The 25,755-nt window shown below is 64.0% G+C and carries 30 protein-coding genes; 15 read left to right on the forward strand and 15 right to left on the reverse strand.

Annotation, left to right across the window (positions count from 1 at the left end):
* Positions 1 to 13: 13 nt before the first annotated feature.
* Genes F3H96_RS15050 through F3H96_RS15080 form a run of 7 tightly spaced genes read right to left on the reverse strand, consistent with a single transcriptional unit; the run spans position 14 to position 6,354 of the window.
* Positions 14 to 901 (reverse strand): alpha/beta hydrolase, encoded by an 888-nt coding sequence (locus F3H96_RS15050; protein ID WP_149802521.1) that lies wholly within the window; start codon positions 899 to 901, stop codon positions 14 to 16.
* Positions 902 to 934: 33 nt separating this feature from the next.
* On the reverse strand, positions 935 to 2,551 hold the full coding sequence (locus tag F3H96_RS15055; protein WP_149802522.1) for a molybdopterin-binding/glycosyltransferase family 2 protein: 1,617 nt from the start codon (positions 2,549 to 2,551) through the stop codon (positions 935 to 937).
* Positions 2,548 to 3,252 (reverse strand): XdhC family protein, encoded by a 705-nt coding sequence (locus F3H96_RS15060; RefSeq protein WP_149802523.1) that lies wholly within the window; start codon positions 3,250 to 3,252, stop codon positions 2,548 to 2,550. Before F3H96_RS15060 ends, F3H96_RS15055 begins: the two co-directional genes overlap by 4 nt.
* Positions 3,253 to 3,257: 5 nt before the next feature.
* On the reverse strand, positions 3,258 to 3,596 hold the full coding sequence (locus F3H96_RS15065; RefSeq protein ID WP_149802524.1) for an XdhC family protein: 339 nt from the start codon (positions 3,594 to 3,596) through the stop codon (positions 3,258 to 3,260).
* 55 nt (positions 3,597 to 3,651) lie between these two features.
* Positions 3,652 to 4,902: a VWA domain-containing protein gene (locus F3H96_RS15070; protein ID WP_188131399.1), complete on the reverse strand. Its 1,251-nt coding sequence runs from the start codon at positions 4,900 to 4,902 to the stop codon at positions 3,652 to 3,654.
* A 4-nt stretch (positions 4,903 to 4,906) separates the two neighbouring features.
* Entirely contained in the window at positions 4,907 to 5,830 is a 924-nt protein-coding gene (locus F3H96_RS15075; RefSeq protein ID WP_149802525.1) for a MoxR family ATPase, read from the reverse strand.
* 29 nt (positions 5,831 to 5,859) lie between these two features.
* Positions 5,860 to 6,354, reverse strand: a complete 495-nt coding sequence (locus tag F3H96_RS15080; protein ID WP_149802625.1) for a flavin reductase — start codon at positions 6,352 to 6,354, stop codon at positions 5,860 to 5,862.
* A gap of 191 nt (positions 6,355 to 6,545) precedes the next feature.
* Here F3H96_RS15080 and F3H96_RS15085 point away from each other — a divergent pair, with 191 nt between their 5' ends.
* Together F3H96_RS15085 and F3H96_RS15090 are read left to right on the forward strand one after the other, a co-directional pair.
* The gene (locus tag F3H96_RS15085; RefSeq protein ID WP_149802526.1) at positions 6,546 to 7,631 is read left to right on the forward strand and encodes a branched-chain amino acid ABC transporter substrate-binding protein; all 1,086 of its coding nucleotides are present in this window, start codon (positions 6,546 to 6,548) and stop codon (positions 7,629 to 7,631) included.
* On the forward strand, positions 7,631 to 8,647 hold the full coding sequence (locus tag F3H96_RS15090) for a P1 family peptidase (RefSeq protein ID WP_149802527.1): 1,017 nt from the start codon (positions 7,631 to 7,633) through the stop codon (positions 8,645 to 8,647). The genes F3H96_RS15085 and F3H96_RS15090 overlap by 1 nt, the downstream gene beginning before the upstream one ends.
* Positions 8,648 to 8,702: 55 nt before the next feature.
* On the opposite strand, the gene F3H96_RS15095 is transcribed toward F3H96_RS15090, so the two are convergent.
* On the reverse strand, positions 8,703 to 8,960 hold the full coding sequence (locus tag F3H96_RS15095; protein ID WP_149802528.1) for a DUF2171 domain-containing protein: 258 nt from the start codon (positions 8,958 to 8,960) through the stop codon (positions 8,703 to 8,705).
* Positions 8,961 to 9,164: 204 nt separating this feature from the next.
* On the opposite strand from F3H96_RS15095, the gene purB reads away from it, so the two are divergent.
* Positions 9,165 to 10,472, forward strand: a complete 1,308-nt coding sequence (purB, locus tag F3H96_RS15100; RefSeq protein WP_149802529.1) for an adenylosuccinate lyase — start codon at positions 9,165 to 9,167, stop codon at positions 10,470 to 10,472.
* 52 nt (positions 10,473 to 10,524) lie between these two features.
* Here purB and F3H96_RS15105 read toward each other — a convergent pair whose 3' ends face one another.
* On the reverse strand, positions 10,525 to 11,337 hold the full coding sequence (locus F3H96_RS15105) for a VOC family protein (RefSeq protein WP_149802530.1): 813 nt from the start codon (positions 11,335 to 11,337) through the stop codon (positions 10,525 to 10,527).
* 205 nt (positions 11,338 to 11,542) lie between these two features.
* Between F3H96_RS15105 and F3H96_RS15110 the strand changes: the two genes are divergently transcribed.
* On the forward strand, positions 11,543 to 12,100 hold the full coding sequence (locus F3H96_RS15110) for an alpha/beta hydrolase (RefSeq protein ID WP_149802531.1): 558 nt from the start codon (positions 11,543 to 11,545) through the stop codon (positions 12,098 to 12,100).
* A 12-nt stretch (positions 12,101 to 12,112) separates the two neighbouring features.
* Here the strand turns inward: F3H96_RS15110 and F3H96_RS15115 are convergent, their stop codons facing one another.
* Together F3H96_RS15115 and F3H96_RS15120 are read right to left on the reverse strand one after the other, a co-directional pair.
* Positions 12,113 to 12,886 carry an HpcH/HpaI aldolase/citrate lyase family protein gene (locus tag F3H96_RS15115; protein ID WP_149802532.1) on the reverse strand — a complete coding sequence of 258 codons (774 nt, stop codon included), beginning with the start codon at positions 12,884 to 12,886 and terminating at the stop codon, positions 12,113 to 12,115.
* A gap of 154 nt (positions 12,887 to 13,040) precedes the next feature.
* Entirely contained in the window at positions 13,041 to 13,361 is a 321-nt protein-coding gene (locus F3H96_RS15120) for a DUF1476 domain-containing protein (RefSeq protein ID WP_149802533.1), read from the reverse strand.
* A gap of 272 nt (positions 13,362 to 13,633) precedes the next feature.
* Between F3H96_RS15120 and purC the strand changes: the two genes are divergently transcribed.
* From purC to F3H96_RS15145, 5 genes are all read left to right on the forward strand, one after another.
* Positions 13,634 to 14,428: a phosphoribosylaminoimidazolesuccinocarboxamide synthase gene (gene purC, locus F3H96_RS15125; protein ID WP_149802534.1), complete on the forward strand. Its 795-nt coding sequence runs from the start codon at positions 13,634 to 13,636 to the stop codon at positions 14,426 to 14,428.
* 62 nt (positions 14,429 to 14,490) lie between these two features.
* Entirely contained in the window at positions 14,491 to 14,730 is a 240-nt protein-coding gene (gene purS / locus F3H96_RS15130; RefSeq protein ID WP_126082493.1) for a phosphoribosylformylglycinamidine synthase subunit PurS, read from the forward strand.
* A 2-nt stretch (positions 14,731 to 14,732) separates the two neighbouring features.
* Positions 14,733 to 15,401 (forward strand): phosphoribosylformylglycinamidine synthase subunit PurQ, encoded by a 669-nt coding sequence (gene purQ / locus F3H96_RS15135; RefSeq protein ID WP_149802535.1) that lies wholly within the window; start codon positions 14,733 to 14,735, stop codon positions 15,399 to 15,401.
* A 141-nt stretch (positions 15,402 to 15,542) separates the two neighbouring features.
* Positions 15,543 to 15,953, forward strand: a complete 411-nt coding sequence (locus F3H96_RS15140) for a hypothetical protein (protein WP_149802536.1) — start codon at positions 15,543 to 15,545, stop codon at positions 15,951 to 15,953.
* A 1-nt stretch (position 15,954) separates the two neighbouring features.
* A complete protein-coding gene (locus F3H96_RS15145) occupies positions 15,955 to 16,584 on the forward strand; it encodes a Pr6Pr family membrane protein (RefSeq protein WP_149802537.1) in 630 nt (209 codons plus the stop codon).
* Here the strand turns inward: F3H96_RS15145 and F3H96_RS15150 are convergent, their stop codons facing one another.
* Entirely contained in the window at positions 16,585 to 16,833 is a 249-nt protein-coding gene (locus F3H96_RS15150; protein ID WP_149802626.1) for a DUF1127 domain-containing protein, read from the reverse strand.
* Positions 16,834 to 16,924: 91 nt separating this feature from the next.
* Here F3H96_RS15150 and F3H96_RS15155 point away from each other — a divergent pair, with 91 nt between their 5' ends.
* The 6 genes from F3H96_RS15155 (at position 16,925) to F3H96_RS15180 (ending at position 23,480) form a co-directional block, all read left to right on the forward strand.
* On the forward strand, positions 16,925 to 18,334 hold the full coding sequence (locus F3H96_RS15155; RefSeq protein WP_149802538.1) for a PLP-dependent aminotransferase family protein: 1,410 nt from the start codon (positions 16,925 to 16,927) through the stop codon (positions 18,332 to 18,334).
* Between the two features lie 149 nt (positions 18,335 to 18,483).
* A complete protein-coding gene (gene purL / locus F3H96_RS15160) occupies positions 18,484 to 20,715 on the forward strand; it encodes a phosphoribosylformylglycinamidine synthase subunit PurL (RefSeq protein ID WP_149802539.1) in 2,232 nt (743 codons plus the stop codon).
* Complete coding sequence (locus F3H96_RS15165; RefSeq protein WP_149802540.1) at positions 20,712 to 21,236, forward strand: hypothetical protein; 525 nt, start codon at positions 20,712 to 20,714, stop codon at positions 21,234 to 21,236. The genes purL and F3H96_RS15165 overlap by 4 nt, the downstream gene beginning before the upstream one ends.
* Positions 21,237 to 21,337: 101 nt before the next feature.
* Positions 21,338 to 21,571, forward strand: coding sequence for a BolA family transcriptional regulator (locus F3H96_RS15170; protein WP_040995401.1), 234 nt, complete (start codon positions 21,338 to 21,340; stop codon positions 21,569 to 21,571).
* Positions 21,572 to 21,741: 170 nt separating this feature from the next.
* Entirely contained in the window at positions 21,742 to 22,077 is a 336-nt protein-coding gene (gene grxD / locus F3H96_RS15175) for a Grx4 family monothiol glutaredoxin (RefSeq protein ID WP_059185116.1), read from the forward strand.
* Between the two features lie 158 nt (positions 22,078 to 22,235).
* Positions 22,236 to 23,480: a multidrug effflux MFS transporter gene (locus tag F3H96_RS15180; RefSeq protein ID WP_149802541.1), complete on the forward strand. Its 1,245-nt coding sequence runs from the start codon at positions 22,236 to 22,238 to the stop codon at positions 23,478 to 23,480.
* A 21-nt stretch (positions 23,481 to 23,501) separates the two neighbouring features.
* Here F3H96_RS15180 and F3H96_RS15185 read toward each other — a convergent pair whose 3' ends face one another.
* From F3H96_RS15185 to ttcA, 3 genes are all read right to left on the reverse strand, one after another.
* Entirely contained in the window at positions 23,502 to 23,909 is a 408-nt protein-coding gene (locus F3H96_RS15185) for a TonB C-terminal domain-containing protein (RefSeq protein WP_149802542.1), read from the reverse strand.
* 67 nt (positions 23,910 to 23,976) lie between these two features.
* Positions 23,977 to 24,804 carry an inositol monophosphatase family protein gene (locus F3H96_RS15190; protein ID WP_149802543.1) on the reverse strand — a complete coding sequence of 276 codons (828 nt, stop codon included), beginning with the start codon at positions 24,802 to 24,804 and terminating at the stop codon, positions 23,977 to 23,979.
* Complete coding sequence (ttcA, locus tag F3H96_RS15195; protein ID WP_149802544.1) at positions 24,794 to 25,696, reverse strand: tRNA 2-thiocytidine(32) synthetase TtcA; 903 nt, start codon at positions 25,694 to 25,696, stop codon at positions 24,794 to 24,796. The genes F3H96_RS15190 and ttcA overlap by 11 nt, the downstream gene beginning before the upstream one ends.
* Positions 25,697 to 25,755: the final 59 nt, after the last annotated feature.

Raw genomic sequence — 25,755 nt, forward strand, 5'->3', positions numbered from 1 at the left:
CACGGCGGGGCACTCAGGGCGCCTTCGTCAGCATCCAGTTCAGCGTGCCGCGCCAGTCGACCATGCGGATCGGCGTTCCGTGCGTGCCGGTCTCGAAGCGGACGAATCGCGTCGGATAAGACTTCTTGGCGAGGATCGAGCGGAAAAAGGCTTCCTGCTTTTCCACCGGGAAGACCACGTCATGGCTGCCCTGACCGAAGAACACCGGCACACGGCGCTTGAAAGCGGGGCTGGTCAAAAAACTGTCGTCCCATAGCGAGCCGAGCAGCAGCAGTCCGTTGATGCGGCCGCCCGTGTCCTCGCGCGCGGCGAGCTTCCAGCAGATGATGCCGCCCATCGAGCCGCAGGCGACGAAGATTTTCGCGCCCGGCGATTTTTCAGAATAGTGATCGATAAGCGCTGCGACCTGCGCCGCGCCCTTGTCGCCGAAATCGGGGAAGTCCGGCGAGAGATAAAGGCCGTTGTTTGCGGCCATCAGGTTCTTGATACGGTTGAAATTGCCGCCGAAGGTGAAGTCGTCGACGCCCTGCTTGCGGCTGCCGCCCTGCCCGTGCAGGTAGAGCACGATGATGGAGGCGCCTTCCGTCCTGCCGACCGCGACATGCCTGACGTCGCCGGCATCCGTTTTCAGCATCAGGTCCTGCTGCACCTTGCGCACGCCGGGGTCGGTATATTGCGCATGCACGCGCTTTTCCGGCACCTCATCGCGCTGGTTGATGTCGCGCATCTCGCGATAGTCGAGCACGGTGTAAGCGCCGTTGTCGCCGGTCGACAGTGTCGCCGGATAAGCGAAGAGATCGTCCTTGAACGATTTCAGCGAAAGCGTTTGTCCCTCGGCGGCCGAGTGGGACAGCGCTGTCGCGGCGATAAGGGCAAAGAAAAATCGGAGACGGAAAGACATGCCGAGAGGCATGCGAAATTCGGCTTCGGTTTGTCAATCCTGCAGAATGCCGCCGGCCCCTTCCAGCGCCTCGCGCGTGTCGACATCGATCGAGGCGCCCTGGCCGATCTCGACATCGATGACGTCAAGGCCCTCTGCCTCCACCAGATGGCGCGCGCCGGTGTCGCCCTCGAGTTGCGCGACAGCCGCGAAAAGCGATCGCGGCAGCAGCACCGGATTGCCGCGCTTGCCCTGATGCGATGCGCGCACCACGGCCTGACCGCAGGAACGGCGGAACGCATCGATCAGGCTGTCGAGGTCCTTCGACGAAACGCCGGGCATGTCGCCGAGCACGATCATGGCGCCGGCCGCGTCGGGAGCGACCTTTGCGATGCCGGTCTTCAGCGATGAAGCCAGGCCGTCGGCAAAGTCGGGATTGTCCGCAAACCCCACATCCAGATCCGCGAGCGCGGCGCGCACGCGCTCGCGTTGATGCCCGGTGACGACGATGGTCCTGGCTGCCTTGGAGCCGAGCGCGCGCCCGGCGGTGCGGCGCACCAGGGGCTCGCCATCGAACAGCGCCAGAAGCTTGTTCGGCCCGCCCATGCGGCTCGAACGGCCGGCAGCCAGAAGCACGATGTCGACTTTCAACGCTGATCTTGCCGGCTGCGGCGCCGGCTCGCGTGGCTGTGGCCTGGTCGGGATTTCCATCAAAAGCCCGCCGACGCCCATGCCGGCAATATCGCCCGCCGTCACCTCGACCCCGGCGATCAGCCGGTCCAGCACCCAGTCGAAGCCGTTCTCCTTGGGGCTGCGGGCACATCCAGGCGCGCCGATGACGCGCTTGCCGTCCAGCATGCCCAGCACGAGCAGGTTGCCGGGATCGACCGGCATGCCCGCGCGGATGACGGTGCCCCCTGCATGTACGATCGCCGCCGGCACGACATCGGCGAAATCGCTCATCGCCGAGGCGCCGAAGATCACCACCATGTCGTTGTCGCGCGCCAGCGCCGTCGCTGCCGCCGCGACGGGCGCGACCTCATGCGGTGTGCGCCGTTCGGCCGTCAGCCGGCCCCCGGAGCGCGCCAGCCGCGCCTCGGTGACGCGCAGCGTCTTGTCGAGCACGCTTGGCTTGACGCCGGGAAGCACCGTCTGGATGACGCCGACATTGATCGGGCGATAGGCGTTGACGGCAAAGATCTCGCCGCCAGCACAAATCCTCACCACCTTGTCCACCAGGCTTGCGGCGACGGCGAAGGGAATGATCTTCACCGTCGCCACCATCTGGCCTTTCTCGACCGGCGCGTGCTGCGCCAGCGTCGCGATGGTGATGGCCGGATCGACGGCATTGATGGCGTCGATCATCGCGGCGTCGACGGTAAAGACGCCCGCGGCCCCCGCATGCAGGTTTACCCGTCCCGTCGCGGCCGACTTGACCTCGATGTTGCGGTGGCTCATGGCGGCAGCGATCTTGGCGGCAGCGGTATCCTCGCCGAGATCGTCCTGGCCAAGCACCGCCGCGACGACGTCGCCGACGCCCGCCGCCTTGAGCGCCGCGATGTCCTCGCGGCTCAACCGATGCGCCTTGCGGAACCGTTTTTCACCAGCGGTGGTCGCATGCGCCAGCACCGCGCCTTCCGCTTCATCGATCGGAACCGGCCCGAATTTCACGCCACGGCGCCTTTTGCTTCGAGACCGCGCGAGCGGAAGGCGTGGATTGTCTGGGCAAGCACGGCGACAGCGATCTCGGCCGGGCTGGCCGCGCCGATATCGAGACCGATCGGCGCGTGGATGCGGGCAATCTGGTCAGCGCCGGCGCCGAGCGCCAGCAGGCGTTCGACACGCTTGGCGTGGGTCTTGCGGCTACCAAGCGCCCCGACATAGAAGCATCGGGCGTCGAGCGCCGCCTTCAGCGCGAAATCGTCGATCTTCGGATCGTGGGTGACGGCGGCGAGCGCGGTGTAGCTGTCGAGCGGCGTGCGCGTCAGCACGTCCTCAGGCCATTCGGCATGCAGCGCGACGTCGGGAAAGCGTTCGGGGGTGGCGAAGGCGGTGCGCGGGTCTATGATCTCAACCGGATAGCCGGCGATCCTGGCCATCGGCGCCAGCGCCTGGCTGATATGCACCGCGCCGATCACCACGAGGCGGGGGCGCGGCAGATGCGCGTTGAGGAAGAAGGTCCGCCCTTCGGCCTCGACCGATTCCGAATTGCCCGTGCGGAACGCCCTGGCGATCGCTGTTCCGAGCTCACCAGCAACCTGGTCGCCCTCGCGCACGATGCGGTCGCGGCCGTCGCCGAGATCGGTGACGAGAACCGCGGCGCGCCGGGCGCGCCGTTCTTCGTTCAGTGTCTTTAGAACATACGGATCCACGGTGGTCAGCCCAGCCTTTCGACATAGACCTTGATGCGGCCGCCGCAGGACAGGCCAACCTGCCAGGCGGTTTCATCGGCAACGCCGAACTCCAGCATCCTGGCCTTGCCCGAGCCGATGACGTCCATCGCTTCGGTCACCACCGCGCCTTCCACGCAGCCGCCGGAGACCGAGCCATGGAAATTTCCTTCCGCGTCGATGACCAGATGGCTGCCGACCGGACGCGGCGCCGAACCCCATGTCTCGACCACGGTCGCGATGGCAACATCCTTGCCGTCCTTCATCCAGCCTTCCGCGATGATCAGGGGATCGCGGGCCTCATCGAGATAAATGCTCTCATTCATCGTCGCTTCTCACAAAGTCTGTTTTTCCCGGGCAAATATTCCAGGGATCATATGGCTACGCGGCGCGCCTGTCGCCAGTTTGCAGCCAGCGGCGCGGGTCGACCGAAGCCGCCGGCCGCTGGTCGAGAGAGGCGCAAAGATCGGCCAGCGCGTCGAGATTGTGCACCGCCCGGAACTCGTCGACATGCGGCAGCATCGCCTTGACGCCGCGGGCCCGCGCCTCGAAGCCATCGAAACGCAAGAGCGGATTGAGCCATATCAGCCGCCGGCAGGATTTGTGCAACCGCTCCATCTCCTCCGACAGGCCGGAAACGTCGTCTCGCTCCAGCCCGTCGGTGATGAGAAGCACCACGGCGCCCTGCCCCAGCACGCGGCGCGACCACAACCGGTTGAATTCGGCAAGAGCGTCACCGATGCGGGTGCCGCCCGACCAGTCCTTCACCGCCGCCGAGCATTCGGCCAGCGCCTCGTCCGGATCGCGATGGCGCATCTGGCGGGTGAGGTTGGTCAGCCGTGTGCCGAAGACGAAGGCATGCACGCGCCGGCGCTTTTCCGTCAACGCATGCAGGAAATGCAGGAAGATGCGGGTGTACTGGCTCATCGAGCCGGAAATGTCGGCCAGCACCACCAGCGGCGGATGCACCTCGCGTGGAGAACGGAATTTCGGCAGGACAAGCTCGCCGCCGGTCCGTGCGGCCGAGCGCATCATGGCGCGGGGGTCGATGCGGCGCCCCTGCGCATCGGCATTGAAGCGCCGCGTGCGCACCAGATCGAAAGGCAGCCGCAAGGCCATGATCGCCCTTTTCGCGTCGGCCATTTCGCCAGCGTCCATCTGGGCAAAATCCCTGCCGCGCAGCACTTCGTTGCCGGAAAAGGTGAGGCGCGCGTCGACTTCGATCTCCGGCACTTCCCGCACCGGCTGGTTTTTCCGGTGGCCCTCGAACATCGCCTGGCTGACGCGGTTCTCGGCCGCGCGCGGCTTCTGCTTTTCGCGGTAATCGGGTGCAATCGGCGAAAACATCGCCAGCAGCTTCTCGATCAGCTCGCGCGACTTCCAGAACAGGCGGAATGCCTCGTCGAAGACGGGATGGTCCTCGTGCCGGGAGACAAGCACCGCATGCAGCGTCCAGTAGAAATCGTCGCGCGAGCCGATGCCGGCGGCAAGCACCGCCTCGATGGTGTCCTTGATCGAGGCCGGGCCGACGCGCATGCCGGCCTTGCGTAACGTACGCGCGAAATAGACGATGTTGTCGGCGATGCGTCCATCGGCAAGCGCCTCCCTGGGTTCCGGACGCGGCACAGGCATCGCCCTACTCCGCCGCCGAAAGCTCGGCCTTCACCTCATTGAGGATGCGCCGGCCCTCGCCCTGACCGATGCGGGCAATGTCGTCCTGGTATTTCAAAAGCACGCCGATCGTGTCCGATACGGTCTCCGGATCGAGCGCCACCTTGTCGAGTTCGGTGAGCGCGCCGGCCCAGTCGATCGTCTCGGCGACGCCGGGCGCCTTGAACAGCTCGATCTGGCGAAGCTTCTGGATGAACGAGACGACCTCGGCCGAGAGCCTGCGATTGGCCTGCGGCACCTTGCGCCGCACGATCTCCAGCTCGCGCTCGGCATTCGGATAGTCGACCCAGTGATAGAGGCAGCGCCGCTTCAGCGCGTCGTGGATCTCGCGCGTGCGGTTGGTGGTGATGATGACGATCGGCGGCTCTTCCGCCTTGATCGTGCCAAGCTCTGGAACGGTCACCTGGAAGTCCGACAGGATCTCGAGCAGGAATGCCTCGAAGGCCTCGTCGGTGCGGTCGAGTTCGTCGATCAGGAACACCGGAGCGGCGCCCGCCTTGCCGGTCAGCGCGTCGAGCACCGGACGCCGGATCAGGTATTTTTCGGAAAAGACATTGCGCTCCATGTCGGCGCGCACGACCTTGCCCGCTGCCTCCTCCATTCGGATTTCGATCATCTGAGCGGCATAATTCCACTCATAGACGGCCGAGGAGACGTCGAGCCCTTCATAGCATTGCAGGCGGATCAGCCGGCGGCCGAGCGCTTCGGCCAGCACCTTGGCGATCTCGGTCTTGCCGACGCCCGCCTCGCCTTCGAGGAACAAGGGCCGCTTCATGCGCAGCGAAAGGAACAGGACGGTCGCCAGCGAACGGTCCGCGATGTAATCCGCGCTGGTCAACAGATCGAGCGTTTCGTCGATCGACTTCGGCGCGAGGCGCGGCGCGGTCATCTTGTCTCCGTGGATCCCGCCCGCCCGTTTCACAGAACGTGGTAGCCGCGATTGTGGTAGATCAGCGGCCGCAAATTATCGCCGATGCGCAGGCCTGTCACCTTGCCAAAAAGCACACGATGGGTGGCAAGGTCTTTGCTGTCGATGATCTCGCAGTCGAACACCGCAAGCGCGCCTTTGAGCGCCGGCGCGCCGGTCGAGATCACATCCCATTCGGCAAGTGCGAAGCGCTCCTCCACCGGCAGGCCGGTGATGCCGGAAAAGCCGACCGAGACGGCTTCCTGGTCGGAGGCCAAGGTGTTCAGCGCGAACCTGCCGTTTTTGATGAAGGCATCGTTCTTGGGGTTCTCGCGATTGAGGCAGACCAGAATCGTCGGAGGCGTGTCCGAGACCGAACAGGCGGCAATCACCGTCGCGCCTCGTTTGCCGCCGGGGCCATCCGTCGTCACCACATGCACATGCCCGGCAAAATGCGCCATCGCATCGCGATAATGCTGCGGCCCGATGTCATTGATCTTCAGCACCCGATAGTCCACCTGTCGAAACCAGTTCGTTATATATGGCGGCATATTGCATGCCACAAGCTGCATGGCACGGGCGAAGTGCTTGACCGCAATCCGCAAATTCGCGTGTTGCGCCGCGCTTAGCCAGCCTTTAGGTCTTTGCTGGAATAGTTCCGGACTATACTCCCGGCACGGAGGATCTCTTCGCCCGAATGCGCCTTTTGACGACGACATTAGCCGCGCTGGCAACGGCAACAGCCGCGTTGTCTTGGCTCTCCGCGAGCGCCTGTGCCGAGACGCTGATCGGCGTCGCGGCGCCGCTTTCCGGCCCTTCGGCGGTCCTGGGCAAACAGGTCGAGGCCGGTGCCGGCCTTGCGGCGGAAGCGAATGGCTTCACGATCAAGACCGCCGACGACGCGTGCACGGCCGATGGCGGCGCCGCGGCGGCCAGGGAGCTCGCAGCCGCAAAGGTCAATCTCGTCGTCGGCTTCCTCTGCACCGAGGCAATCGAGGCGGCGCTGCCGATCCTGAAGGACGCCAACATTCCGGTGATCACGGTCGGTGTGCGCACCGAAAGCCTGACCGACCGGCGCGCCAACACTGGCTGGCCGGTCTTCCGGCTCGGCCCGCGCGGCGACGACGAGCGCAACGCGGTTGCCGCCAAACTCACTCAACTGTGGCGCGACGACCTGTTCGCCATCGTCGATGACGGCACCATCTATGGCCGCGAGATGGCGGAGACCTTTCGCGCCGCGGCCGAGCAGGCGGCCCTGAAACCCGTCTTCGTCGACACGTTCCGGCCTCAGCTCGACAATCAGATCGGACTGGTCGGCCGGCTGAAAAAAGCCGGGGCGACAAAGGTTTTCGCCGGCGGCGACGGCGACGACATCGCCATCATGGGCCGTGACGCTGCACAGCTCAATGCCGGCATCACCTTTGCAGGCGGCGAGAACCTGCGCGCGCCGCCAGGCGATGTGCCCTACGCCGTTGGCACGCTGATGATCGCGCCGCCGGAGTGGTCGGAGGTCGCCGATCCCAAGGTCGTGCAGGCCTTCGGCGCCAGGAACATTGCACCGGACGGATATACGCTGCCGGCCTATGCGGCGATAGAAGTCGCCAAGGCCGCGCTGGCTGGTGCCGAAAGCTCCGGCGAGCCGCTCGGCCAGGCGCTGACCGGCCATGATTTCACGACCGCGATCGGCACCGTCCGCTTCGACGGCAAGGGCGATCTCAGCCAGAACCCGTTCCGCGTCTTCCGCTTCGACGGCACGCATTTCGTGCCGCTGGAGGGCAATTGATGTTCCGCACCGGACCGCGCAACCTGATCACCGACGTCGCCGGCCTGAAGGTCGGCAATGCCGCCGACGCCAGGCTGAAATCCGGCGTCACCGTTGTGCTGTGCGACGAACCGACGGTGGCTGGCGTCCAGGTGCTGGGCGGCGCGCCGGGCACGCGCGAGACCGACCTGCTCGAGCCGCAGAACTCGATCGCGGCGATCCATGCCCTCGTTTTGTCAGGTGGCTCTGCCTTTGGTCTCGACGCCGCCTCCGGCGTGCAGGCGGCGCTGCGCGAGAAAAATATCGGCGTCGAGGTCGGCGGCTTTCGCGTGCCGATCGTGCCGGCGGCGATCCTGTTCGACCTGCGCAATGGCGGCGACAAGGCTTGGGGTCGTTATCCGCCCTATCGTGAGCTCGGCTATGAGGCCGTGCAGGCGGCAACGGTGGATTTCGCCATCGGCACGACGGGTGCCGGCGCCGGCGCGCTGACCTCCGGGCTGAAAGGCGGACTGGGCTCCGCCTCGACCGTTCTGGACAGCGGCGTCACAGTCGGCGCGCTCGCCGCCGTCAACCCGACCGGCTCGGTGACGGTCGGCCGCAGCCGCCATTTCTGGGCCGCGCCGTTCGAGATCGGCGCCGAGTTCGGCGGCCTGGGCTATCCCGATCCATTGCCCGAAGACGCTCGAAAGATCCTGCTGAAATATCGGGACAGGAGCGTCGGTGGCGAGGCCGAAGGCGGCAGCACCACCATCGCCGTCGTCGCCACGGACGCCGTTTTGACCAAGGCCGCGGCCAAGCGGCTTGCGATTTCGGCGCATGACGGCTTCGCCCGCGCAATCTGGCCCACGCATACGCCGGCGGACGGTGATCTGGTGTTTGCGCTGGCGACCGGCAGGAGTGGCATCGAGCTCAGCGCCGATGCCGCGATCGACTTGTTCGCGGCGGCTGGCGCGACCATGGCGCGCGCAATCAGCCGTGGCGTCCATGCCGCGACACCCGCCGACGGCGATCTGTTCCCGGTCTGGTCGTCGCGCTGACCGACGCATTTCCAGAAAAAGTATGCAGCGGTTTTTTCGTCCGGAAAAACAAAGATCAGGTCGGATCGGATTTCTCTTCCTCGAAGGTAACGGCGACATCCGAATTCGCCGAGAGCCATACCTTCTGGCCATCGATTTCGGCAACCAGCGCCAGCGAGATATAGTGATGGTGGCCTTTGTGCGAGCCCATGCCGCTATCGGCTTTGGTCAGCTTGATCCGGTCACCCTCGACCTTGTCGACGGTGCCAATATGGACGCCATCGGCGCCAATTACTTCCATATGTCCGCGTATCCTGCTGATGTCGGTGCTCATGCTGGTCCTCCGGTGGATGGCCCCGCCTTGCTGGTGCCCGACAATAACAGACGAATGCCGGATTGGATGCATTGCACTGCCGCTCACCATCGTTTGATGGCGTAACGCGAATGCGACAGGTTCCATACAGCAGCGGCGTTGAGCATCGGGCCCGCCTCTGTTAGGACGCGGCCAACGCTTTTTCCCAGGCAGGACTCAAAACGGATGATCCCTCGCTATTCCCGGCCGGAAATGGTCGCCATCTGGTCGCCCGAAACCCGCTTCCGCATTTGGTTCGAAATCGAGGCGCATGCATGCGATGCGCTGGCGGAGCTGGGCGTCATCCCGAAAGAGGCGGCAAGGACGATCTGGGAGAAAGGCGGCACCGCCAAATTCGACGTCGAGAAGATCGACGAGATCGAACGCGTCACCAAGCATGACGTCATCGCTTTCCTGACCCATCTCGCCGAATTCGTCGGACCGGACGCCCGCTTCATCCACCAGGGCATGACCTCGTCGGACGTGCTCGACACCTGCCTTGCCGTACAACTGACCCGCGCCAGCGACATCCTGCTCGCCGACATCGACGCACTGCTCGCGGCGCTGAAGCACCGCGCCTTCGAGCACAAGGACAGCGTCACCATCGGCCGCAGCCATGGCATCCATGCCGAGCCGACTACGTTCGGCGTCAAGCTGGCGCAGGCCTATGCCGAATTCTCGCGCTGCCGCGAGCGGCTGGTGCATGCACGCGAAGACATTGCCACCTGCGCCATTTCAGGCGCGGTCGGCACCTTCGCCAACATCGAGCCCTATGTCGAAGAGCATGTGGCGGCAAGGCTCGGGCTGAAGCCTGAGCCGGTGTCGACCCAGGTGATCCCGCGCGACCGGCACGCCATGTTCTTTGCCACGCTCGGCGTGATCGCCTCGTCGGTCGAACGCCTCGCCATCGAGATCCGCCATCTGCAGCGCACCGAAGTGCTGGAGGCCGAGGAATATTTCTCGCCGGGCCAGAAGGGCTCGTCGGCGATGCCGCATAAGCGCAACCCGGTGCTGACCGAAAACCTGACCGGCCTTGCCCGCATGGTGCGCGCCTATGCCTTGCCGGCGATGGAGGATGTGGCGCTCTGGCATGAGCGCGACATTTCGCATTCCTCGGTCGAGCGCATGATCGGCCCGGATGCGACGGTGACGCTGGATTTCGCGCTGGCACGCCTGACGGGCGTCGTCGACAAGCTGCTCATCTACCCCGAGAACATGGAAAAAAACCTCAACAAGTTCCGCGGGCTGGTGCATTCGCAACGCGTGCTGCTGGCGCTGACCCAGGCCGGCCTGTCACGCGAGGACGCCTATCGGCTGGTGCAGCGCAACGCCATGAAGGTGTGGGAACAGGGCGCTGATTTCCTTGAGGAACTTCTTACCGACAAGGACGTGACGGCGGCGCTTTCCGAAGCCGAGCTGCGTGAAAAGTTCGATCTTGGCTATCACACCAAACATGTCGACACGATCTTCAAGCGGGTGTTTGGCGAGGCTTGAGATCATTCCTTCTCCCCGTTCACGGGAGAAGGAGGCTGTCGCCCACCCCTGCTCACGCTTTCCCAGGCACGGTCCTGATCACCGTGCCCCACGGATCCTCACGGCTCGTCTCGGCTTTCGCATTGTCCGAGCGCATTTCCACCCAGGCGAGGCCCGAGCGAGAGGGATCGCGGCGGCCGGCGCCGGCGCTCTGCCAGGCATTGGCGCCGATATGATGGTGATAATGGCCGGACGACAGGAACACCGCCTGGCTGCCATATTTGGCGACGGTGTCGAAGCCAAATTGGTCATGCCACCAAGCCTCCGCGTCTTCCGGCCGGCCGACGCGCAGATGCACATGGCCGATTATGGTGTTTTGCGGGGCGCCTTGCCAGCCGGCATCGCCCGCCGGCACGCTGCCCACCACCGCCGGCAGGTTCAGCCGCTCGGTCGCCATGGCGATCTTGTCGCCATTCCATTTCCAGTCCTGCGGGCGGCGGTCGGCATAGATCTCGATGCCGTTGCCTTCCGGGTCGGTCAGGTAAAGCGCTTCGCTGACCAGATGATCGGAGGCGCCCTCGATGCCGATGCGGCTGGCGGCGGCGTGGCTGATCCAGCGGCCGAGATCGGCGCGCGACGGCAAAAGGAAAGCGGTGTGGAAAAGGCCGGCGCTGCGCGGATCGTCGGGCTTGGCTGAAGAATCCGGCTCCAACACCAGCAGCGGGCGGTTGGCGGCGCCCAGCGTGATCGCGCCGTCGGCGCGGCTCAACTCCTGCAGGCCGACGACGGCGCGGTAGTAGGAAGCCAGGCTCTCGGCGTCACGCGCCTTCAGGCCGACGCGCGAAACGCTGACCGGGGTGGTAGCTGCAAAAGGCAGTTCGCCCATCAAACTCTCCGTTCAGGCGACGCTTGTTTCCCAACATGGGATTTCCAGAGGCGCCAACCACTTTTCATCCTTGTACGCTCTCAAATCGTCGATTGCGATCGTTCACACAAGGCAGCATAAATCGAACAGGTTGTTCACAATTGTGATCTGACCGATAGTGCAAGGAGGGTTGCAGGTCAGAAAACCGCTCGCTACATCCGGCGCCATGAAAGTCAAAGACGCAGATATTTTGATCGTGCCGGGCTACACCAATTCCGGTCCCGAGCACTGGCAGAGCCGTTGGCAGTCGAAATTGTCGACGGCGCGCCGGGTCGAGCAGGCCGAATGGACGAAGCCGGTGCGCGAGGACTGGGCGGCGAGCGTGGCGAACGCCGTCAACGAGGCGGACCGGCCGGTGGTGCTCGTTGCGCACTCGCTTGGCGTTGCGGCGGCAGTGCAGGCCATCCCGCAATTCAGGAAACCGGTCGCCGGCGCCTTCTTCGTGGCGCCGCCGGACGTCGCCAATCCTGAGCTGCGGCCGCGGCATCTGATGACCTTCGGCCCCTATTCGCGCGATCCCTTGCCCTTCCCGTCGATCGTGATCGCCAGCCGCAACGATCCGTTCTGCGCGTTCGAGGTCGCCGAGCACATTGCCGCCGCCTGGGGATCGCTCTTTATCGACGCGGGCGAAGCCGGCCATCTCAACCAGGACGCCGGCTTCGGCCCCTGGCCGGAAGGTTCGATGACTTTCGCCAAATTCCTGACGGAACTGAAGCAACCGTAAGGCTCGCTTAATTTAAGAACCGATCGAATCCCGCATGCTCTTCAAAAGCGTCTTGGCGCCCAGCGAAATCAGCGTGTGGTCCGAGCCCATGGCGAGCAGCCGGTAGCCCATCGACACGACGCGGCCGGCAATTGCCGGCTCGATCACGTAGATCGCGGCATGCTTCCCGGCCTTGCGTGTCCGCTCGGCGATCGAAGCGACCGTCTCCATCATGCTTTCCAGCGTCGAATTGACAGTGGCGCCGTTAGACCAGGCAATCGAGAAATCCGACGGACCAACGAAGATACCATCGATACCGGGCGTATCGAGGATGCCGTCGAGCGCCTCGAACGCTGCCCGCGTCTCGACCATCGCAAAGGCCATGGTGCGCTGGTTCGAATCGCGCAGCCATTCGGCATGGTCGCCCTTGCCGTGGCGCGGGAAGGCATAGGTCGGACCCCAGGAGCGCTCTCCCATCGGCGGATATTTCATCGCGGCGGCAAAAAGCCGGGCGTCGGCTACCGAATTTACCATCGGCGCGATCACCGCCTCGGCGCCGAAATCGAGCGCGCGGCTCGCCATGTCGAAGCGTCCGACCGGAATTCGCACCAGCGCCGGCTTGTTGGCGGCCAGTACCGGCACAAGGCCGCGCAGCACGCTGTCCTCATGGTGGCCGCCATGCTGCATGTCGAGCGTCACGGCATCGAAGCCCTGCTTGGCGATGATTTCAACCGTCAGCGCATCGGGCACGCCTGACCAGGCGGTAAACAGCGTTTCATCGGCGGTCAGGCGGGACTTGAGCGACATCGGAACTTTCCTTGTTAACGATCCGCAGTTTCAGCTGGAAACGCCGGGAAGGCAAAGAAAAACCGCCCGGTTTGGCCGGGCGGTCGATTGGTCCAGCTGGAGCAAGATGCCGAAAAGTGGAGCGGATTTCGGGCGACATCACGCTCGTACAGCTTCAGGCGTTCTTGATCTGCTCGATCGCCTCCGCCATCAACTCATCCATGGTGCGGCGGATCTGATGGTCGGATTGGTTGACGCCGGCGGCATCGAAATCCTTGCGGATCTTGCGGAAAACATCGTGGTCGCCCGCTTCCTCGATATCGGAGACCACCACTTCCTTGGCATAGGCTTCGGCATCCGCGCCGGATTTGCCCAGCTTCTCGGCGGCCCAGAGTCCCAACGCCTTGTTGCGGCGCGCCGCGGCCTTGAAGCGAAGCTCCTCGTCGAAGACGAATTTGCGCTCAAACCCTTCTTCGCGGTCTTTCATGCTGCTCATGGCGTCCCTCCGGTCGATCCGATTCGCTTGGCGGTGAGTATGTGTGGTGGCCAAGCACAAATCAAAAGGCCGCGGGCCGGTCAATATGCTTCGTCGCATGCTGCGCTGCGGCATTTCAGTCCCGAAAGCGGTTATTCGCGGGATTTGCCGATTGAGCAAACAAGGCGATTGCGATAACACCGGCATTGAACGCTCCCGTCGCCATACTAATTTAGGCAGACGGACAGGACTGGTCACTTGCCGCCTGCCCGCAGATCCAGAGAAAAAATCAGATGAAAAATCGCCGCCGCATTTACGAAGGCAAGGCCAAGATCCTCTATGAGGGACCCGAGCCGGGGACGCTGATCCAGTTCTTCAAGGACGATGCCACCGCCTTCAACAAGAAAAAACACGAAGTGGTCGACGGCAAGGGGGTGCTCAACAACCGCATTTCCGAGCACATCTTCAATCACTTGAACCGCATGGGCATCCCGACCCACTTCATCCGCCGGCTCAACATGCGCGAGCAGCTGATCAAGGAAGTCGAGATCATCCCGCTCGAGGTCGTCGTGCGCAACGTCGCGGCCGGTTCGCTGTCCAAGCGCCTCGGCATCGAGGAAGGCACGGTGCTGCCGCGCTCGATCATCGAATTCTACTACAAGGCCGACGCACTCGACGACCCGATGGTGTCGGAAGAGCACATCACCGCCTTCGGCTGGGCAAGTCCGCAGGAAATCGACGACATCATGGCGCTGGCCATCCGCGTCAACGACTTCCTCTCCGGCCTGTTCCTCGGGGTCGGCATCCAGTTGGTCGATTTCAAGATCGAATGCGGCCGGCTGTTCGAGGGCGACATGATGCGCATCGTCGTCGCCGACGAGATCTCGCCGGATTCCTGCCGGCTGTGGGATGTCGCCACCCAGGACAAGCTCGACAAGGACCGTTTCCGCCGTGACATGGGCGGCCTGGTCGAGGCTTATCAGGAAGTCGCGCGTCGTCTCGGCATCATCAACGAGAACGAGCCGCCGCGCCCGACGGGTCCGGTGCTCGTCGCCTCTTCCGAACCGCCCAAGGGCCTTAAGCACTGATTGGCGGCCTGCCGGCAACGGCGGGCCCGCTCCCAGCATGACCGATTGATTCAGGAGTATCGATGAAAGCCCGTATCACCGTGACTCTCAAAAACGGCGTTCTCGACCCGCAGGGCAAGGCGATCGAGCATGCGCTCTCCGGGCTGGGCTTCGACGGCGTCGGCCAGGTGCGTCAGGGCAAGGTGTTCGACATCGAGCTGACCGGAACCGACAAGGCCAGGGCCGAAGCCGATCTCAAAGCCATGTGCGACAAGCTTCTGGCGAACACAGTGATTGAGAATTACGCGGTGGAGATTGCCTGACAATGAAATCAGCCGTCGTCCTTCTGCCCGGCCTCAATCGCGACCGCGACATGATCGCGGCGCTGACCAAGATTTCCGGCCAGCCGCCGGCGACCGTCTGGCAGACGGACACCGAAATTCCCGATGTCGACCTGATCGCCATTCCCGGCGGCTTCTCCTTCGGCGACTATCTGCGCTGCGGCGCGATCGCGGCGCGCATGCCGGTGATGCGGGCTGTCGCTGAACAGGCCGCCAAGGGCGTCATGGTCATCGGCGTCTGCAACGGTTTTCAGATCCTCGTCGAAGCGGGACTGCTGCCCGGCGCCTTGATGCGCAATTCTTCGCTGAAGTTCGTGTGCCGGCAGGTGAAGCTCGAGATCGCCAACGCCAACACCATGTTCACGCGCCGCTACCAGCCAGGGCAGGTCATCCGCTCGCCGGTGGCCCATCACGACGGCAATTACTTCGCCGATCCCGAGACGCTCGCCCGGCTCGAAGGCGAAGGCCAGGTGGTGTTCCGCTATGCGGACGGCACCAATCCCAACGGCTCGATCAACGACATCGCCGGCATCATCAATGACAAGGGCAACGTGCTGGGGCTGATGCCACATCCGGAGAACCTCATCGAGGCGGCACACGGCGGCAACGACGGCCGGGCATTGTTCGAAAGCGCGCTCGGCATCGCCGCTTGATCCTCGGGAGCAATTCCAGGAAAAGCGTGACACGATTTTCCGTCAGGAATTGCGTCAAAACAAATAGATAGAGCTCTCCGCGGTTTTCCTTGAAACGGTGAAAGCTCTAGGAATTTTCCAGAACGCGGGGGCGCACGGACCATGAGACTGACGATTGCTCGCCTTGCTCTCCTGGCTGCCGCCGGGCTTGCCGTGGCTTCCTGCCAGTCGAGCCCGAAGACGACGGCCTTGCCGTCAGGCAAGAGCGCCTCGCTGCTCGCCATGGAGCAGGTTGCGATCGCCGCGCACAAATGCTGGATCGCCAGCAAGGATCCCGCCTTCAAGGCCTACCAGATGGCCAATGAGCTGAATTCCTACAGCGGCACGCCGCGCTTCCTGCTGGTGCCCGCCAAGCATTATGGCGGCAAGCCGCTGCTGGTCGTGCAGGCGCAAGGCAATTCCAGCCGCGTCGACGTGTTCGGACCGCTGATGAATGAGCCGCTTGGCGCGCGCATCGGCTCCGATATCGCCCGCTGGCAGGCCGGCAATCCGTCCTGCGCGGCCGCCGCGTGACGTGGGCCGGTTCCTGCAGGTCGCAGGGCTGGTTGTCGGGCTGGTCGCGCTCGTCCTGCAATTCGCGATCACTCTTCCGGCGTCGATGGCCGCGGGCCGCGGCCTGCTCGGCTCGATCGTCTTCTATTTCAGCTTCTTCACCATCTTGACCAACATCGCAGCGGTGATGGTGCACGCTTCCTTGATATCGCCGGGCGGCTACGTCTGGTTCCCAGCCTTCGCCGCAGCGCGCATGCGCACGGGCGTCGCAGCCGCCATAACGCTGGTCTTCATCGTCTATGCGGCGGTGCTGGCGCGCCTCTGGCAGCCGCAAGGGCTGTTCCTGCTGTGCGACGTCCTGCTCCACTATGTGACGCCGGTGCTGTTCGTGCTGTGGTGGCTCACCGCCGGTGCCGATGGCACCTCGCGCTGGCGCGACATCTCCTGGTGGATGGTCTATCCGCTGGCCTATCTCGCCTACGCGCTGATACGGGCGCCGTTTGCGGGTGAAGTGCCCTACCCGTTCCTCGACGTGGCCAAGAACGGCGCGGCCGGCGTCGCTGTTTCGGCGCTGGCCATCACCGGGGTTTTTCTTGCGTTATGCGTGCTCGCCGTGCTCACCGATCATGGCATCGCCCGGCTGCGGAAATGATTATTCCCAGACGGGCCTGATGCCTTCGCGGTGGGCGTCGCAGCGAGAGATGCCGATATCCTTGAGCTGCTCGTCGGTCATCTCCAGCAGGGCAAGGCGGCCGCGACGGCGCTCCAGCATTCGGTCGATCAGCCTGGCGAGGGAACCGAGCACGAACACGAGGCGGTCCACGAAACCACGGCGAACCGACTGCTCTGCGCGCCCTTGCAGCTCAGTGCCAACGTAACGAATTGTGTCGATTGTATCCATCTTCGCTCTGCCTTGTATCGATTGCACAGTATCAATCGCCGGCTTCATGTGGATTGACTCATCGCGCGGTGCAATATAGAAAATTGTCACCATGACAAATTGGCTCCCCGATCTCTCCTCTGGCTCCGGCCCTCTGTATCAGCGCCTTGCTGACAGCATTGAGTCAGATATCGACAAGGGCGTCATCGATGCAGGTGCAAAACTGCCGCCGCAGCGCGATCTCGCTTATGACATCGGCACCACAGTCGGCACGGTGGGGAGGGCCTATCAGTTGCTGCGCGAACGCGGCCTGGTGAGCGGCGAGGTCGGGCGCGGCACCTATGTGCTTGCCCAGCAGTCTGAAGCGAAGCCCGAATTCCCGCTGCCCGATATGCAGGGCACCCGCCTCGTCGACGCGCCGAGCGGCAAGCTGCGTTTCGACAGCACCGCCGCGCCCGATGTCGGCCAGGGCGCGGTCATCGCCGATTTGCTGGCGCGGACGGCGCAGGAGCATCCGCACGAGATTTCGAGCTACACCAGGGATTTTCCCGAACGCTGGTACGAAGCCGGCAGCCGCTGGCTGGCACGGAACTCCTTCCGCCCCTCGCCCGGTTCCATCGTGCCGACGCTGGGCACCCATGCGGCGGTGATGGCGGCGATCGCCGCAATGACCATGCCTGGCGACTACGTGGTCTTCGAGCACCTTACCTATTCGCAGATCGCGCGCAGCGCCGGGCTGATCGGACGCCGCACGGCGCTGGTTTCGACTGACGACGACGGTATCGACCCGGACGATTTCGAGCGCGTCTGTGCGCAGAAGCACCCAAAAGTGATGTTCCTGATGCCGACCGCGAAGAACCCGACGCTGGTGACGCTTTCAGCGGAGCGGCGGCAAGCGATCGCGCGAATTGCACGCGAGCACAATGTCATGCTGATCGAGGACGATCTTTATGGCGAACTCACCGACGACCCGACACCGCTGCTGGCCGAATATGCGCCGGAACGCACGATCGTCGCCGGCGGCCTGTCGAAGTCGGTAGCGGCCGGCGTGCGCGGCGGCTGGCTCTCCTGCCCGCCGGCCTATCGCCATCGCATCCGCGTCGCGCACAAGATGATGACGGGCGGCTTGCCCTTCCTGCTGGCGGAGATCGGCACAAGGCTGGTGATGTCGGGCCAGGCCAGCGATATCCGCAAGCGCTGCATTGCGGAGATTGAGACACGTCTCGCCATCGTGCGCGAAGTGCTGGCAGGCTTCGACTTTGAGGCAAGGGACAATATCCCCTTCGTCTGGCTGACCTTGCCGGACCCGTGGTTGTCCGGCACCTTCAAGAACGCCTGCCTGGCGCAAGGCGTGCTCATCGACGACGAGGACGAGTTCAAGGCCGGCCGCTCCGAGCAGGTTTTTCATGGCGTGCGCTTCGGCATATCGCAGCCGCGGCAAAGCAAGGACGTCGCTGGCGGCGTCGCGGTCATCCGGCGCCTGCTCGACGAAGGCCGCGCCGGCTACGACAGTTTTTCTTGATGGGCCCCTGCCCAGGCGACAGGTCCAGCATGCGCCATCCTGTGGGTTTTCGGGCGTTTTTCATCGACTGATGGGGTGTAACAGGCGAAAGCTTGCGATAAGAGGGGGACTCGAAAACTCCCCTCTCCCACGGACAAAACTCGCTGCTCATGACCATTTCCAATTCCGTGCCGATCACCCCGGAACTGATTGCCGCGCATGGGCTCAAGCCCGACGAATATCAGCGCATCCTCGATCTGGTCGGGCGCGAGCCGAGCTTCACCGAGCTCGGCATTTTCTCGGCGATGTGGAACGAGCACTGCTCGTACAAGTCTTCCAAGAAATGGCTGCGCACGCTGCCGACGAACGGCCCGCAGGTGATCCAGGGTCCGGGCGAAAATGCCGGCGTGGTAGACATCGGCGACGGCGACTGCGTCGTCTTCAAGATGGAGAGCCACAACCACCCCTCCTACATCGAGCCCTATCAGGGCGCGGCGACCGGCGTCGGCGGCATCCTTCGCGACGTCTTCACCATGGGCGCGCGGCCGGTTGCGGCGATGAACGCGCTGCGCTTCGGCGCGCCTGACCATCCCAAGACCCGGCATCTCGTGGCCGGCGTGGTTTCCGGCGTCGGCGGCTACGGCAATTCCTTCGGCGTCCCGACTGTCGGCGGCGAGGTCAACTTCGACGCCCGCTATAACGGCAACATCCTGGTCAACGCCTTCGCGGCGGGCCTCGCCAAGACCAACGCCATCTTCCTGTCGCAGGCCAAGGGCGTCGGCCTGCCGGTCGTCTATCTGGGCGCCAAGACCGGGCGCGACGGCGTCGGCGGGGCTACCATGGCCTCTGCCGAATTCGACGACAAGATCGAGGAGAAGCGGCCGACCGTGCAGGTCGGCGACCCCTTCACCGAAAAATGCCTGCTTGAAGCCTGCCTCGAGCTGATGGCGTCGGGCGCCGTCATCGCCATTCAGGACATGGGTGCCGCCGGCCTCACCTGCTCGGCCGTCGAGATGGGCGCCAAGGGCGACCTCGGCATCGAGCTCGACCTCGACAAGGTGCCGGTGCGCGAGGAGCGCATGAGCGCCTACGAGATGATGCTGTCGGAAAGCCAGGAGCGCATGCTGATGGTGCTGCGCCCCGAAAAGGAAGAGGAAGCCGAGGCGATCTTCCGCAAATGGGGGCTCGACTTCGCCATCGTCGGCAAGACCACCGACGATCTGCGCTTCCGCGTGATCCATCAGGGCGACGAGGTTGCCAACCTGCCGATCAAGGATCTCGGCGACCAGGCGCCGGAATATGATCGCCCCTGGATCGAGGCGAAAAAGTCTGCACCGCTTGCCGCAAGCGATGTGCCGAAGGCCGACGTTGCCGACGCGCTGCTCAAGATGCTCGGCGGACCGGACCTCTCCTCGCGCCGCTGGGTGTGGGAGCAGTACGACACACTGATCCAGGGCAATTCGCTGCAGCTTCCCGGCGGCGACGCCGGCGTCGTGCGCGTCGAAGGCCATCCGACCAAGGCGCTGGCCTTCTCCTCCGACGTCACGCCGCGCTATTGCGAGGCCGATCCTTACGAAGGGGGCAAGCAGGCGGTGGCTGAATGCTGGCGCAATCTAACCGCCACCGGCGCCCTGCCGCTTGCCGCCACCGACAACCTCAATTTCGGCAATCCGGAGCGGCCCGAAATCATGGGCCAGTTCGTCGGCGCCGTTAAGGGCATCGGCGATGCCTGCCGCGCGCTCGGCTTCCCGATCGTCTCAGGCAATGTCTCGCTCTACAACGAGACCAATGGCCAGGGCATCCTGCCGACGCCGACCATCGGCGGCGTCGGGCTCATCGCCGACTGGTCGAAGATGGCGCGCATCGGCTTTGCCGCCGAGGGCCAGATGATCGTGCTGGTCGGCGCGCCGCCGAGTTGGGGAAGCCATCTCGGCCAGTCCGTCTATCTGCGCGACATCCATGGCCGTACCGACGGTCCGCCGCCGCCCGTCGACCTCGCGCATGAAAAGCGCGTCGGCGACCATGTGCGCTCGCTGATCGCTTCCGGCATCGTGACCGCCGCCCACGATGTCTCCGATGGCGGCCTTGCCCTGGCGCTCGCCGAAATGGCGATGGCCTCCGGCATCGGCGCCACCATCCCGGGGCTCACCGGCACTGACCCGATTCCGGTCTGGTTCGGCGAAGACCAGGGCCGCTATCTGCTGACGCTGTCGATCGACCCGCAAAGCAGCGAATGGGACCGGATCCGCGAAGAGCAGGGCAAGCTCGGCATCTTTGCGCCCTGGATCGGCACCACCGGCGGGCGTGAATTGAAACTCGGCGAGGCACGGGCACTCCCGGTCAGCGAGTTGACCGCCGCGCATGAGGGCTGGTTCCCGCGCTTCATGGACCAGGCCAGTTGACGAGGCTGACCGCCAGGGCGCTGGTTGCAGTCGTCTTCTGGCCGTCGCTGTTCTTCTTCTGGTTTCTCGGACCGTTCGTCTTGTTCCTGCTGTCGACGACCTCGAGCGAGGTCTGTCTGCGGCTGGAAAGCCGCGCGGAGTTCCTTGCGGCGGCCAACGGCACGCTGCCGATGCTCATCTTGCAGAACCTGATCTACGCGGTTCCGATCGCCTGCCTGGTGTTGTGGAACCGCCTTTCTCCGGAGCCCGCTCGGGCACGGCATATCGCGACTTGCATCAAGCTCTTCGCCGTCTCCGCGTCGATCGGGGCGGTTTGGGACTATGGCTCGTCCTTGACCTGCGACGGCTACGGTCAGGCCTTCTTCTCAACCGCATGGCAGATGACGAGCTATCTTCCCATCGCCAGCCTGTTGATCAACATCCCGCTCTACGTGCTGGTCTTCAGTCTCGGCCGCGCCTATTCGACGCGCGATGACATCACCGAAGACGGCGTGGTTCATCCGACCGGGGATAACCCCTAGGCCTTCATCAGCCGACGGAACCGGCTTCAATCCGGACTGGAAAGGCTTTAGGTTCATCCGAGTCACACTATATGCATGCCCGCTTGAAACAGGATTTTGCCATGGCAATGGATGCCCACGACATCGAAAAACTGATCAAGGAAGGCATTCCGGACGCCAAGGTGACGATCCGCGACCTTGCCGGCGACGGCGACCATTACGCGGCCGAAGTGGTGGCGGAAAGTTTTCGGGGCAAAAGCCGTGTGCAGCAGCACCAGATGGTCTATGACGCGCTGAAGGGCAAGATGGGCGGCGTGCTGCACGCACTGGCGCTGCAGACCAGCGTTCCCGACTGAGTTCGCCTCTCGCCCGCTTTCGTCTGCGCACGGACGCCTTAGCCCAAAATGGTGTGTTCCCTTGCGCCATCGGCCTGGCGTCGCGGCTAAGATCTTGTTTCAGCCAACCTATGGGTTTATTTGATGGACATGCTTCGAGCCTGACTCCCACAGGCGTGAAAGGATCGTCCATGACCGGCATCAACGACTACATCGACAATGAAGTGAAGAGCAACGACGTCGTGCTCTTCATGAAGGGCACGCCCGGCTTCCCGCAATGCGGCTTCTCCGGCCAGGTGGTGCAGATCCTCGATTACATCGGGGCCGACTACAAAGGCGTGAACGTGCTCGACTCGGCCGAACTGCGCCAGGGCATCAAGGATTATTCCAACTGGCCGACCATTCCGCAGCTCTATGTGAAGGGTGAATTCGTCGGCGGTTGCGACATCGTGCGCGAAATGTTCCAGGCCGGCGAGTTGCAGGACTTCCTGGTCGAAAAGGGCGTAAGCGTCAAAGGCGCCGCCTAATTCATTTTGCTCGCCGGCGCGGAGGCAAATCCTCCGGCCGGCAAGCATCGCTCGGGGCTGCCCCCACCTCGGCAAATTATGACCCCGAATCTCGGGGATGAGACGAACCAGCGCGCCGGTCGGCCGGCGCTTGTTCGTTTGAAAGATCGGACTTTGCCGTGGACAAGCAGGTAGAAGCGTCGCAACGGGCAAGCAGCTTGCCCATTCCGCGCTGGGAATTCATTGCGCTCTGCGCAGCGCTGATGGCGCTCAACTCTTTGGCCATCGACATCATGCTGCCGGCGCTGCAACAGATCGGCGCCTCGCTCGGCGTCGAGAACGAGAACCATCGCCAATATGTCATCGCCGCCTATATGCTCGGCTTCGGCGGCGGGCAGCTGTTCTTCGGCCCGATCTCGGACCGCTATGGCCGGCGTTCGCCGCTGGTCTTTGGCCTGATCGTTTATGTCGCCGCCGCGGCCGCCGCAGCCATCGCGCCGAGTTTTGCCATCCTTCTCACATGCCGCCTTATCCAAGGCTTCGGCGCTGCGGCCACCCGCGTCATCGCCGTCTCGATCGTACGCGATACGTTCGATGGACGGCGCATGGCCGAGGTGATGTCGCTGATCTTCATGGTTTTCATGGCGGTCCCGGTCGTCGCGCCCGGTATCGGCCAGTTCGTCATGCTGTTTGCAAGCTGGCACTGGATCTTCGTGACCATGGCCGTCGGCGCGCTGGTGGTTTCGGCGTGGGCGCTACTGCGCCTACCCGAGACGCTGCATCCGGAATATCGCCGGCCGCTGACGGTCAACTCGGTCGTCGGCGGTTTCCGCATCGTGCTCACCAACCGCCTCACCCTTTGCTACGCCTTTGCCAGCACCTTCATCTTCGCCGCAATGTTCGGTTTCATCAGCTCGGCGCAGCAGATTTATATAGACATCTTCCATGTCGGCGAGTTGTTCCCGCTGATCTTTGCCGGCGTCGCCGGCGTGCTTGCCTTCTCCAACTATCTCAATTCGCGGCTGGTCGGGCGGATCGGCATGCGCCGCCTGTCGCAAGGCGCTCTGCTTGTGTTCCTCTGCATCAGCCTCGCCTGGCTGGTCGTTTCGCTGGAGACACAGATGCCGCTCTGGCTGTTCATCACCTTCTTCGCCGGCGCGATGCTGCCGTTTGGCGGTCTCGGCGCCAACTTCAATGCCTTGGCCATGGAACCGCTCGGCGAGCTCGCCGGCACGGCAGCGTCCATCCTGGGCTTCATGCAAACCTTCCTCGGCGCCCTCATCGGCACCCTGATCGGCCAGGCCTATAATGGCACGGTCACCCCGCTGGCGGCGGGCTTCTGCAGTGTCTCGGTCGCTGCTTTGCTGATGATCCTGGTCGCCGAGAACGGGCGGCTGTTTCAGCCGCACAATCCGCCCGTATAAGCGGGTTCAACGCAGCAAAGGTCAGGATTTGCGTTCTCGCGCTGCCGTGAAGCGCGGGGAAAGCATGCGCCCCGCGATCGCCCCGCCCATGCTTTCGGTGAAAGGGATCGGCAGAGCCTTTTCAAGCGCCACAAGCACGGAAGCGACGAAAGCTTTGTTCAGATTGTCGTCGGGTCCCAGCTTGGAGAACGTGGCGCGCGGCTTGCCGATAAACGTTCCGTTCCGGCGAAGCGAGAAACGCAATGTCAGGGACATCCCGGCGGTTCCGCGCGGTGGCTGCCAGCAGGCGTAAATGGCAGCCGACATCTCCGCTATCGAATTGACGGGCTCGCGACTGCCGCAGGCGCGTTCCTGCGCCAGGGCCTGCTCGCAGCTTGCGTTCATGATGACCGCTAGAGCGGGAGCGGCCATCGCGAACCGGAAGCTCATTGCCATCTCCGGCGGTTGCGGATGGTTTTCAGGTCGATAGCCAGGCGCATGGCTGGCCGGAGCGATCCTAATCCGCCCAGAGTTCGCGACGCAACTCGTCCCAGCTTTGCTTGTCCGGCGCCACCAGCAGGCCGCCATCGACATGCGAAGGCAGGTAGGCGCTGCCGTCGACACGCGCGGCATGCCCGCCCGCTTCCTGGTGGATCAGCGCGCCGGCCAGATGATCCCAGGGCATCAGCTTGTTGTAGAGGACGAAATGAGCGTGGCCGCTGGCCAGCAGCCGGTATTCATGCGCGGCGCAGCGATAGGCGAATTGCGACAGCGTCTTGGTCTGGTTGCGAGCCAGCCGCGAGCGTTCGGGCTCCTTGACGAATTGCCAGGAAACAGAGCCGGTCATCTGCGACATGGGCACCGGTCGGGCGACGCCAACCTTCTCCAGCGCGCCATGCGCGTGGCGGATGTGGCTGCCCGCGCCCTTGGCGCCAATCAGCCAATCCTTGCCGACCGGGTCATGGATGATGCCGGCAACCGTCTCGCCGTTGACCACGACGCCAGCCATGACGCCGAAAAGCGGCACGCCGGAGGCGAAGTTGAAAGTGCCGTCGACCGGATCGATGACGAAGGCAAGCGCGGCATCGCCAAGCCCCGCAAGCAGCGCCGGGTTGTCGGAGCAGGCTTCCTCGCCGACCACCATGGCATCGGGATAGCGCTCGCGCAATCGGGCCGTGATCAGCCTCTCGGCATTGACATCCGCTTCGGTCACCAGATCGGCGGCGGAGGTCTTCTGGCGGACATCGCCCTCGCCCAGCCGGCGGAAGCGCGGCATGATTTCGGCCCTGGCCGCTTCGGCGAGAAGCTCGGCCAGCCAATCGATCGCCTGATCGTCAAATCTCATCGGAAATGCCTTGTCCCGGGTTCGCGTCGAGCCCGGCAAAGTCGAACAGCTTCCTGTCCAGGAGATGCGAGGGCCGCACATTGGTCATGGCGCGGATCATCGTATCCTTGCGCCCCGGCATGCGCCTCTCGATGTCCTCGAGCATCGCCTTCATGGCGTTGCGCTGCAATCCCTCCTGGCTGCCGCAAAGATCGCACGGAATGATCGGGAATTTCATCGCATTGGCGAATCTTTCGAGGTCGGCCTCGGCGCAGTAGGCGAGCGGCCGCAGCACCATGACGTCGCCTTCGTCGTTGAGCAGCTTGGGCGGCATGGCTGCGAGACGCCCGCCATGGAACAGGTTCATGAAGAAGGTCTCGAGGATGTCCTCGCGGTGATGACCAAGCACCAGCGCGGAGCACCCCTCCTCCCGCGCGATGCGGTAAAGGTGGCCGCGCCGCAGCCGCGAGCAGAGCGAGCAATAGGTGCTGCCCTCGGGCAACTTGTCGGTCACGACCGAATAGGTGTCCTGGTATTCGATACGGTGCGCGATGCCGTTGGCGTTGAGATAATCCGGCAGGATATGCTTCGGGAAATTAGGCTGGCCCTGGTCGAGATTGCAGGCGAGCAGATCGACCGGCAGCAGCCCTCGCCATTTGAGGTCGAGCAGCAGCGCCAGCAGGCCGTAGGAATCCTTGCCGCCGGAAAGAGCCACCAGCCAGCGCTCGCCTGGCTTCACCATGGCGAAATCTTCGATCGCCTGGCGTGTCAGCCGCAAGAGCCGCTTGCGCAGTTTGTTGAACTCGACCGAGGACGGCACGTCGGCAAACAGCGGGTGGAAGCCGCCTTCGGCATCGCCGGTCGCCTCGAGGGATTTGGCGTCGAGCAGTCTGGTATCTGGCAGCATGTTCATGGTGCTTGTGCCCCACGGGTCCGGTCGCCGCCCGGATTAGCCGACATGGCGGGCAAAGA

Origin of the sequence: Mesorhizobium sp. NFR06, from assembly GCF_900115245.1 — a bacterium.
Taxonomy (GTDB): domain Bacteria; phylum Pseudomonadota; class Alphaproteobacteria; order Rhizobiales; family Rhizobiaceae; genus Mesorhizobium.

Coding starts and splice junctions, on each gene's coding strand:
- F3H96_RS15050 (WP_149802521.1), bottom strand. CDS start 901: ATGTCTTTCCGTCTCCGATTTTTCTTTGCCCTTATCGCCGCGACAGCG.
- F3H96_RS15065 (WP_149802524.1), bottom strand. CDS start 3,596: ATGAATGAGAGCATTTATCTCGATGAGGCCCGCGATCCCCTGATCATC.
- F3H96_RS15070 (WP_188131399.1), bottom strand. CDS start 4,902: ATGCCTGTGCCGCGTCCGGAACCCAGGGAGGCGCTTGCCGATGGACGC.
- F3H96_RS15075 (WP_149802525.1), bottom strand. CDS start 5,830: ATGACCGCGCCGCGCCTCGCGCCGAAGTCGATCGACGAAACGCTCGAT.
- F3H96_RS15085 (WP_149802526.1), top strand. CDS start 6,546: ATGCGCCTTTTGACGACGACATTAGCCGCGCTGGCAACGGCAACAGCC.
- F3H96_RS15090 (WP_149802527.1), top strand. CDS start 7,631: ATGTTCCGCACCGGACCGCGCAACCTGATCACCGACGTCGCCGGCCTG.
- F3H96_RS15095 (WP_149802528.1), bottom strand. CDS start 8,960: ATGAGCACCGACATCAGCAGGATACGCGGACATATGGAAGTAATTGGC.
- purB (WP_149802529.1), top strand. CDS start 9,165: ATGATCCCTCGCTATTCCCGGCCGGAAATGGTCGCCATCTGGTCGCCC.
- F3H96_RS15105 (WP_149802530.1), bottom strand. CDS start 11,337: ATGGGCGAACTGCCTTTTGCAGCTACCACCCCGGTCAGCGTTTCGCGC.
- F3H96_RS15110 (WP_149802531.1), top strand. CDS start 11,543: ATGAAAGTCAAAGACGCAGATATTTTGATCGTGCCGGGCTACACCAAT.
- F3H96_RS15115 (WP_149802532.1), bottom strand. CDS start 12,886: ATGTCGCTCAAGTCCCGCCTGACCGCCGATGAAACGCTGTTTACCGCC.
- F3H96_RS15120 (WP_149802533.1), bottom strand. CDS start 13,361: ATGAGCAGCATGAAAGACCGCGAAGAAGGGTTTGAGCGCAAATTCGTC.
- purC (WP_149802534.1), top strand. CDS start 13,634: ATGAAAAATCGCCGCCGCATTTACGAAGGCAAGGCCAAGATCCTCTAT.
- purS (WP_126082493.1), top strand. CDS start 14,491: ATGAAAGCCCGTATCACCGTGACTCTCAAAAACGGCGTTCTCGACCCG.
- purQ (WP_149802535.1), top strand. CDS start 14,733: ATGAAATCAGCCGTCGTCCTTCTGCCCGGCCTCAATCGCGACCGCGAC.
- F3H96_RS15140 (WP_149802536.1), top strand. CDS start 15,543: ATGAGACTGACGATTGCTCGCCTTGCTCTCCTGGCTGCCGCCGGGCTT.
- F3H96_RS15150 (WP_149802626.1), bottom strand. CDS start 16,833: ATGGATACAATCGACACAATTCGTTACGTTGGCACTGAGCTGCAAGGG.
- F3H96_RS15155 (WP_149802538.1), top strand. CDS start 16,925: ATGACAAATTGGCTCCCCGATCTCTCCTCTGGCTCCGGCCCTCTGTAT.
- purL (WP_149802539.1), top strand. CDS start 18,484: ATGACCATTTCCAATTCCGTGCCGATCACCCCGGAACTGATTGCCGCG.
- F3H96_RS15170 (WP_040995401.1), top strand. CDS start 21,338: ATGGCAATGGATGCCCACGACATCGAAAAACTGATCAAGGAAGGCATT.
- grxD (WP_059185116.1), top strand. CDS start 21,742: ATGACCGGCATCAACGACTACATCGACAATGAAGTGAAGAGCAACGAC.
- F3H96_RS15185 (WP_149802542.1), bottom strand. CDS start 23,909: ATGAGCTTCCGGTTCGCGATGGCCGCTCCCGCTCTAGCGGTCATCATG.
- F3H96_RS15190 (WP_149802543.1), bottom strand. CDS start 24,804: ATGAGATTTGACGATCAGGCGATCGATTGGCTGGCCGAGCTTCTCGCC.
- ttcA (WP_149802544.1), bottom strand. CDS start 25,696: ATGAACATGCTGCCAGATACCAGACTGCTCGACGCCAAATCCCTCGAG.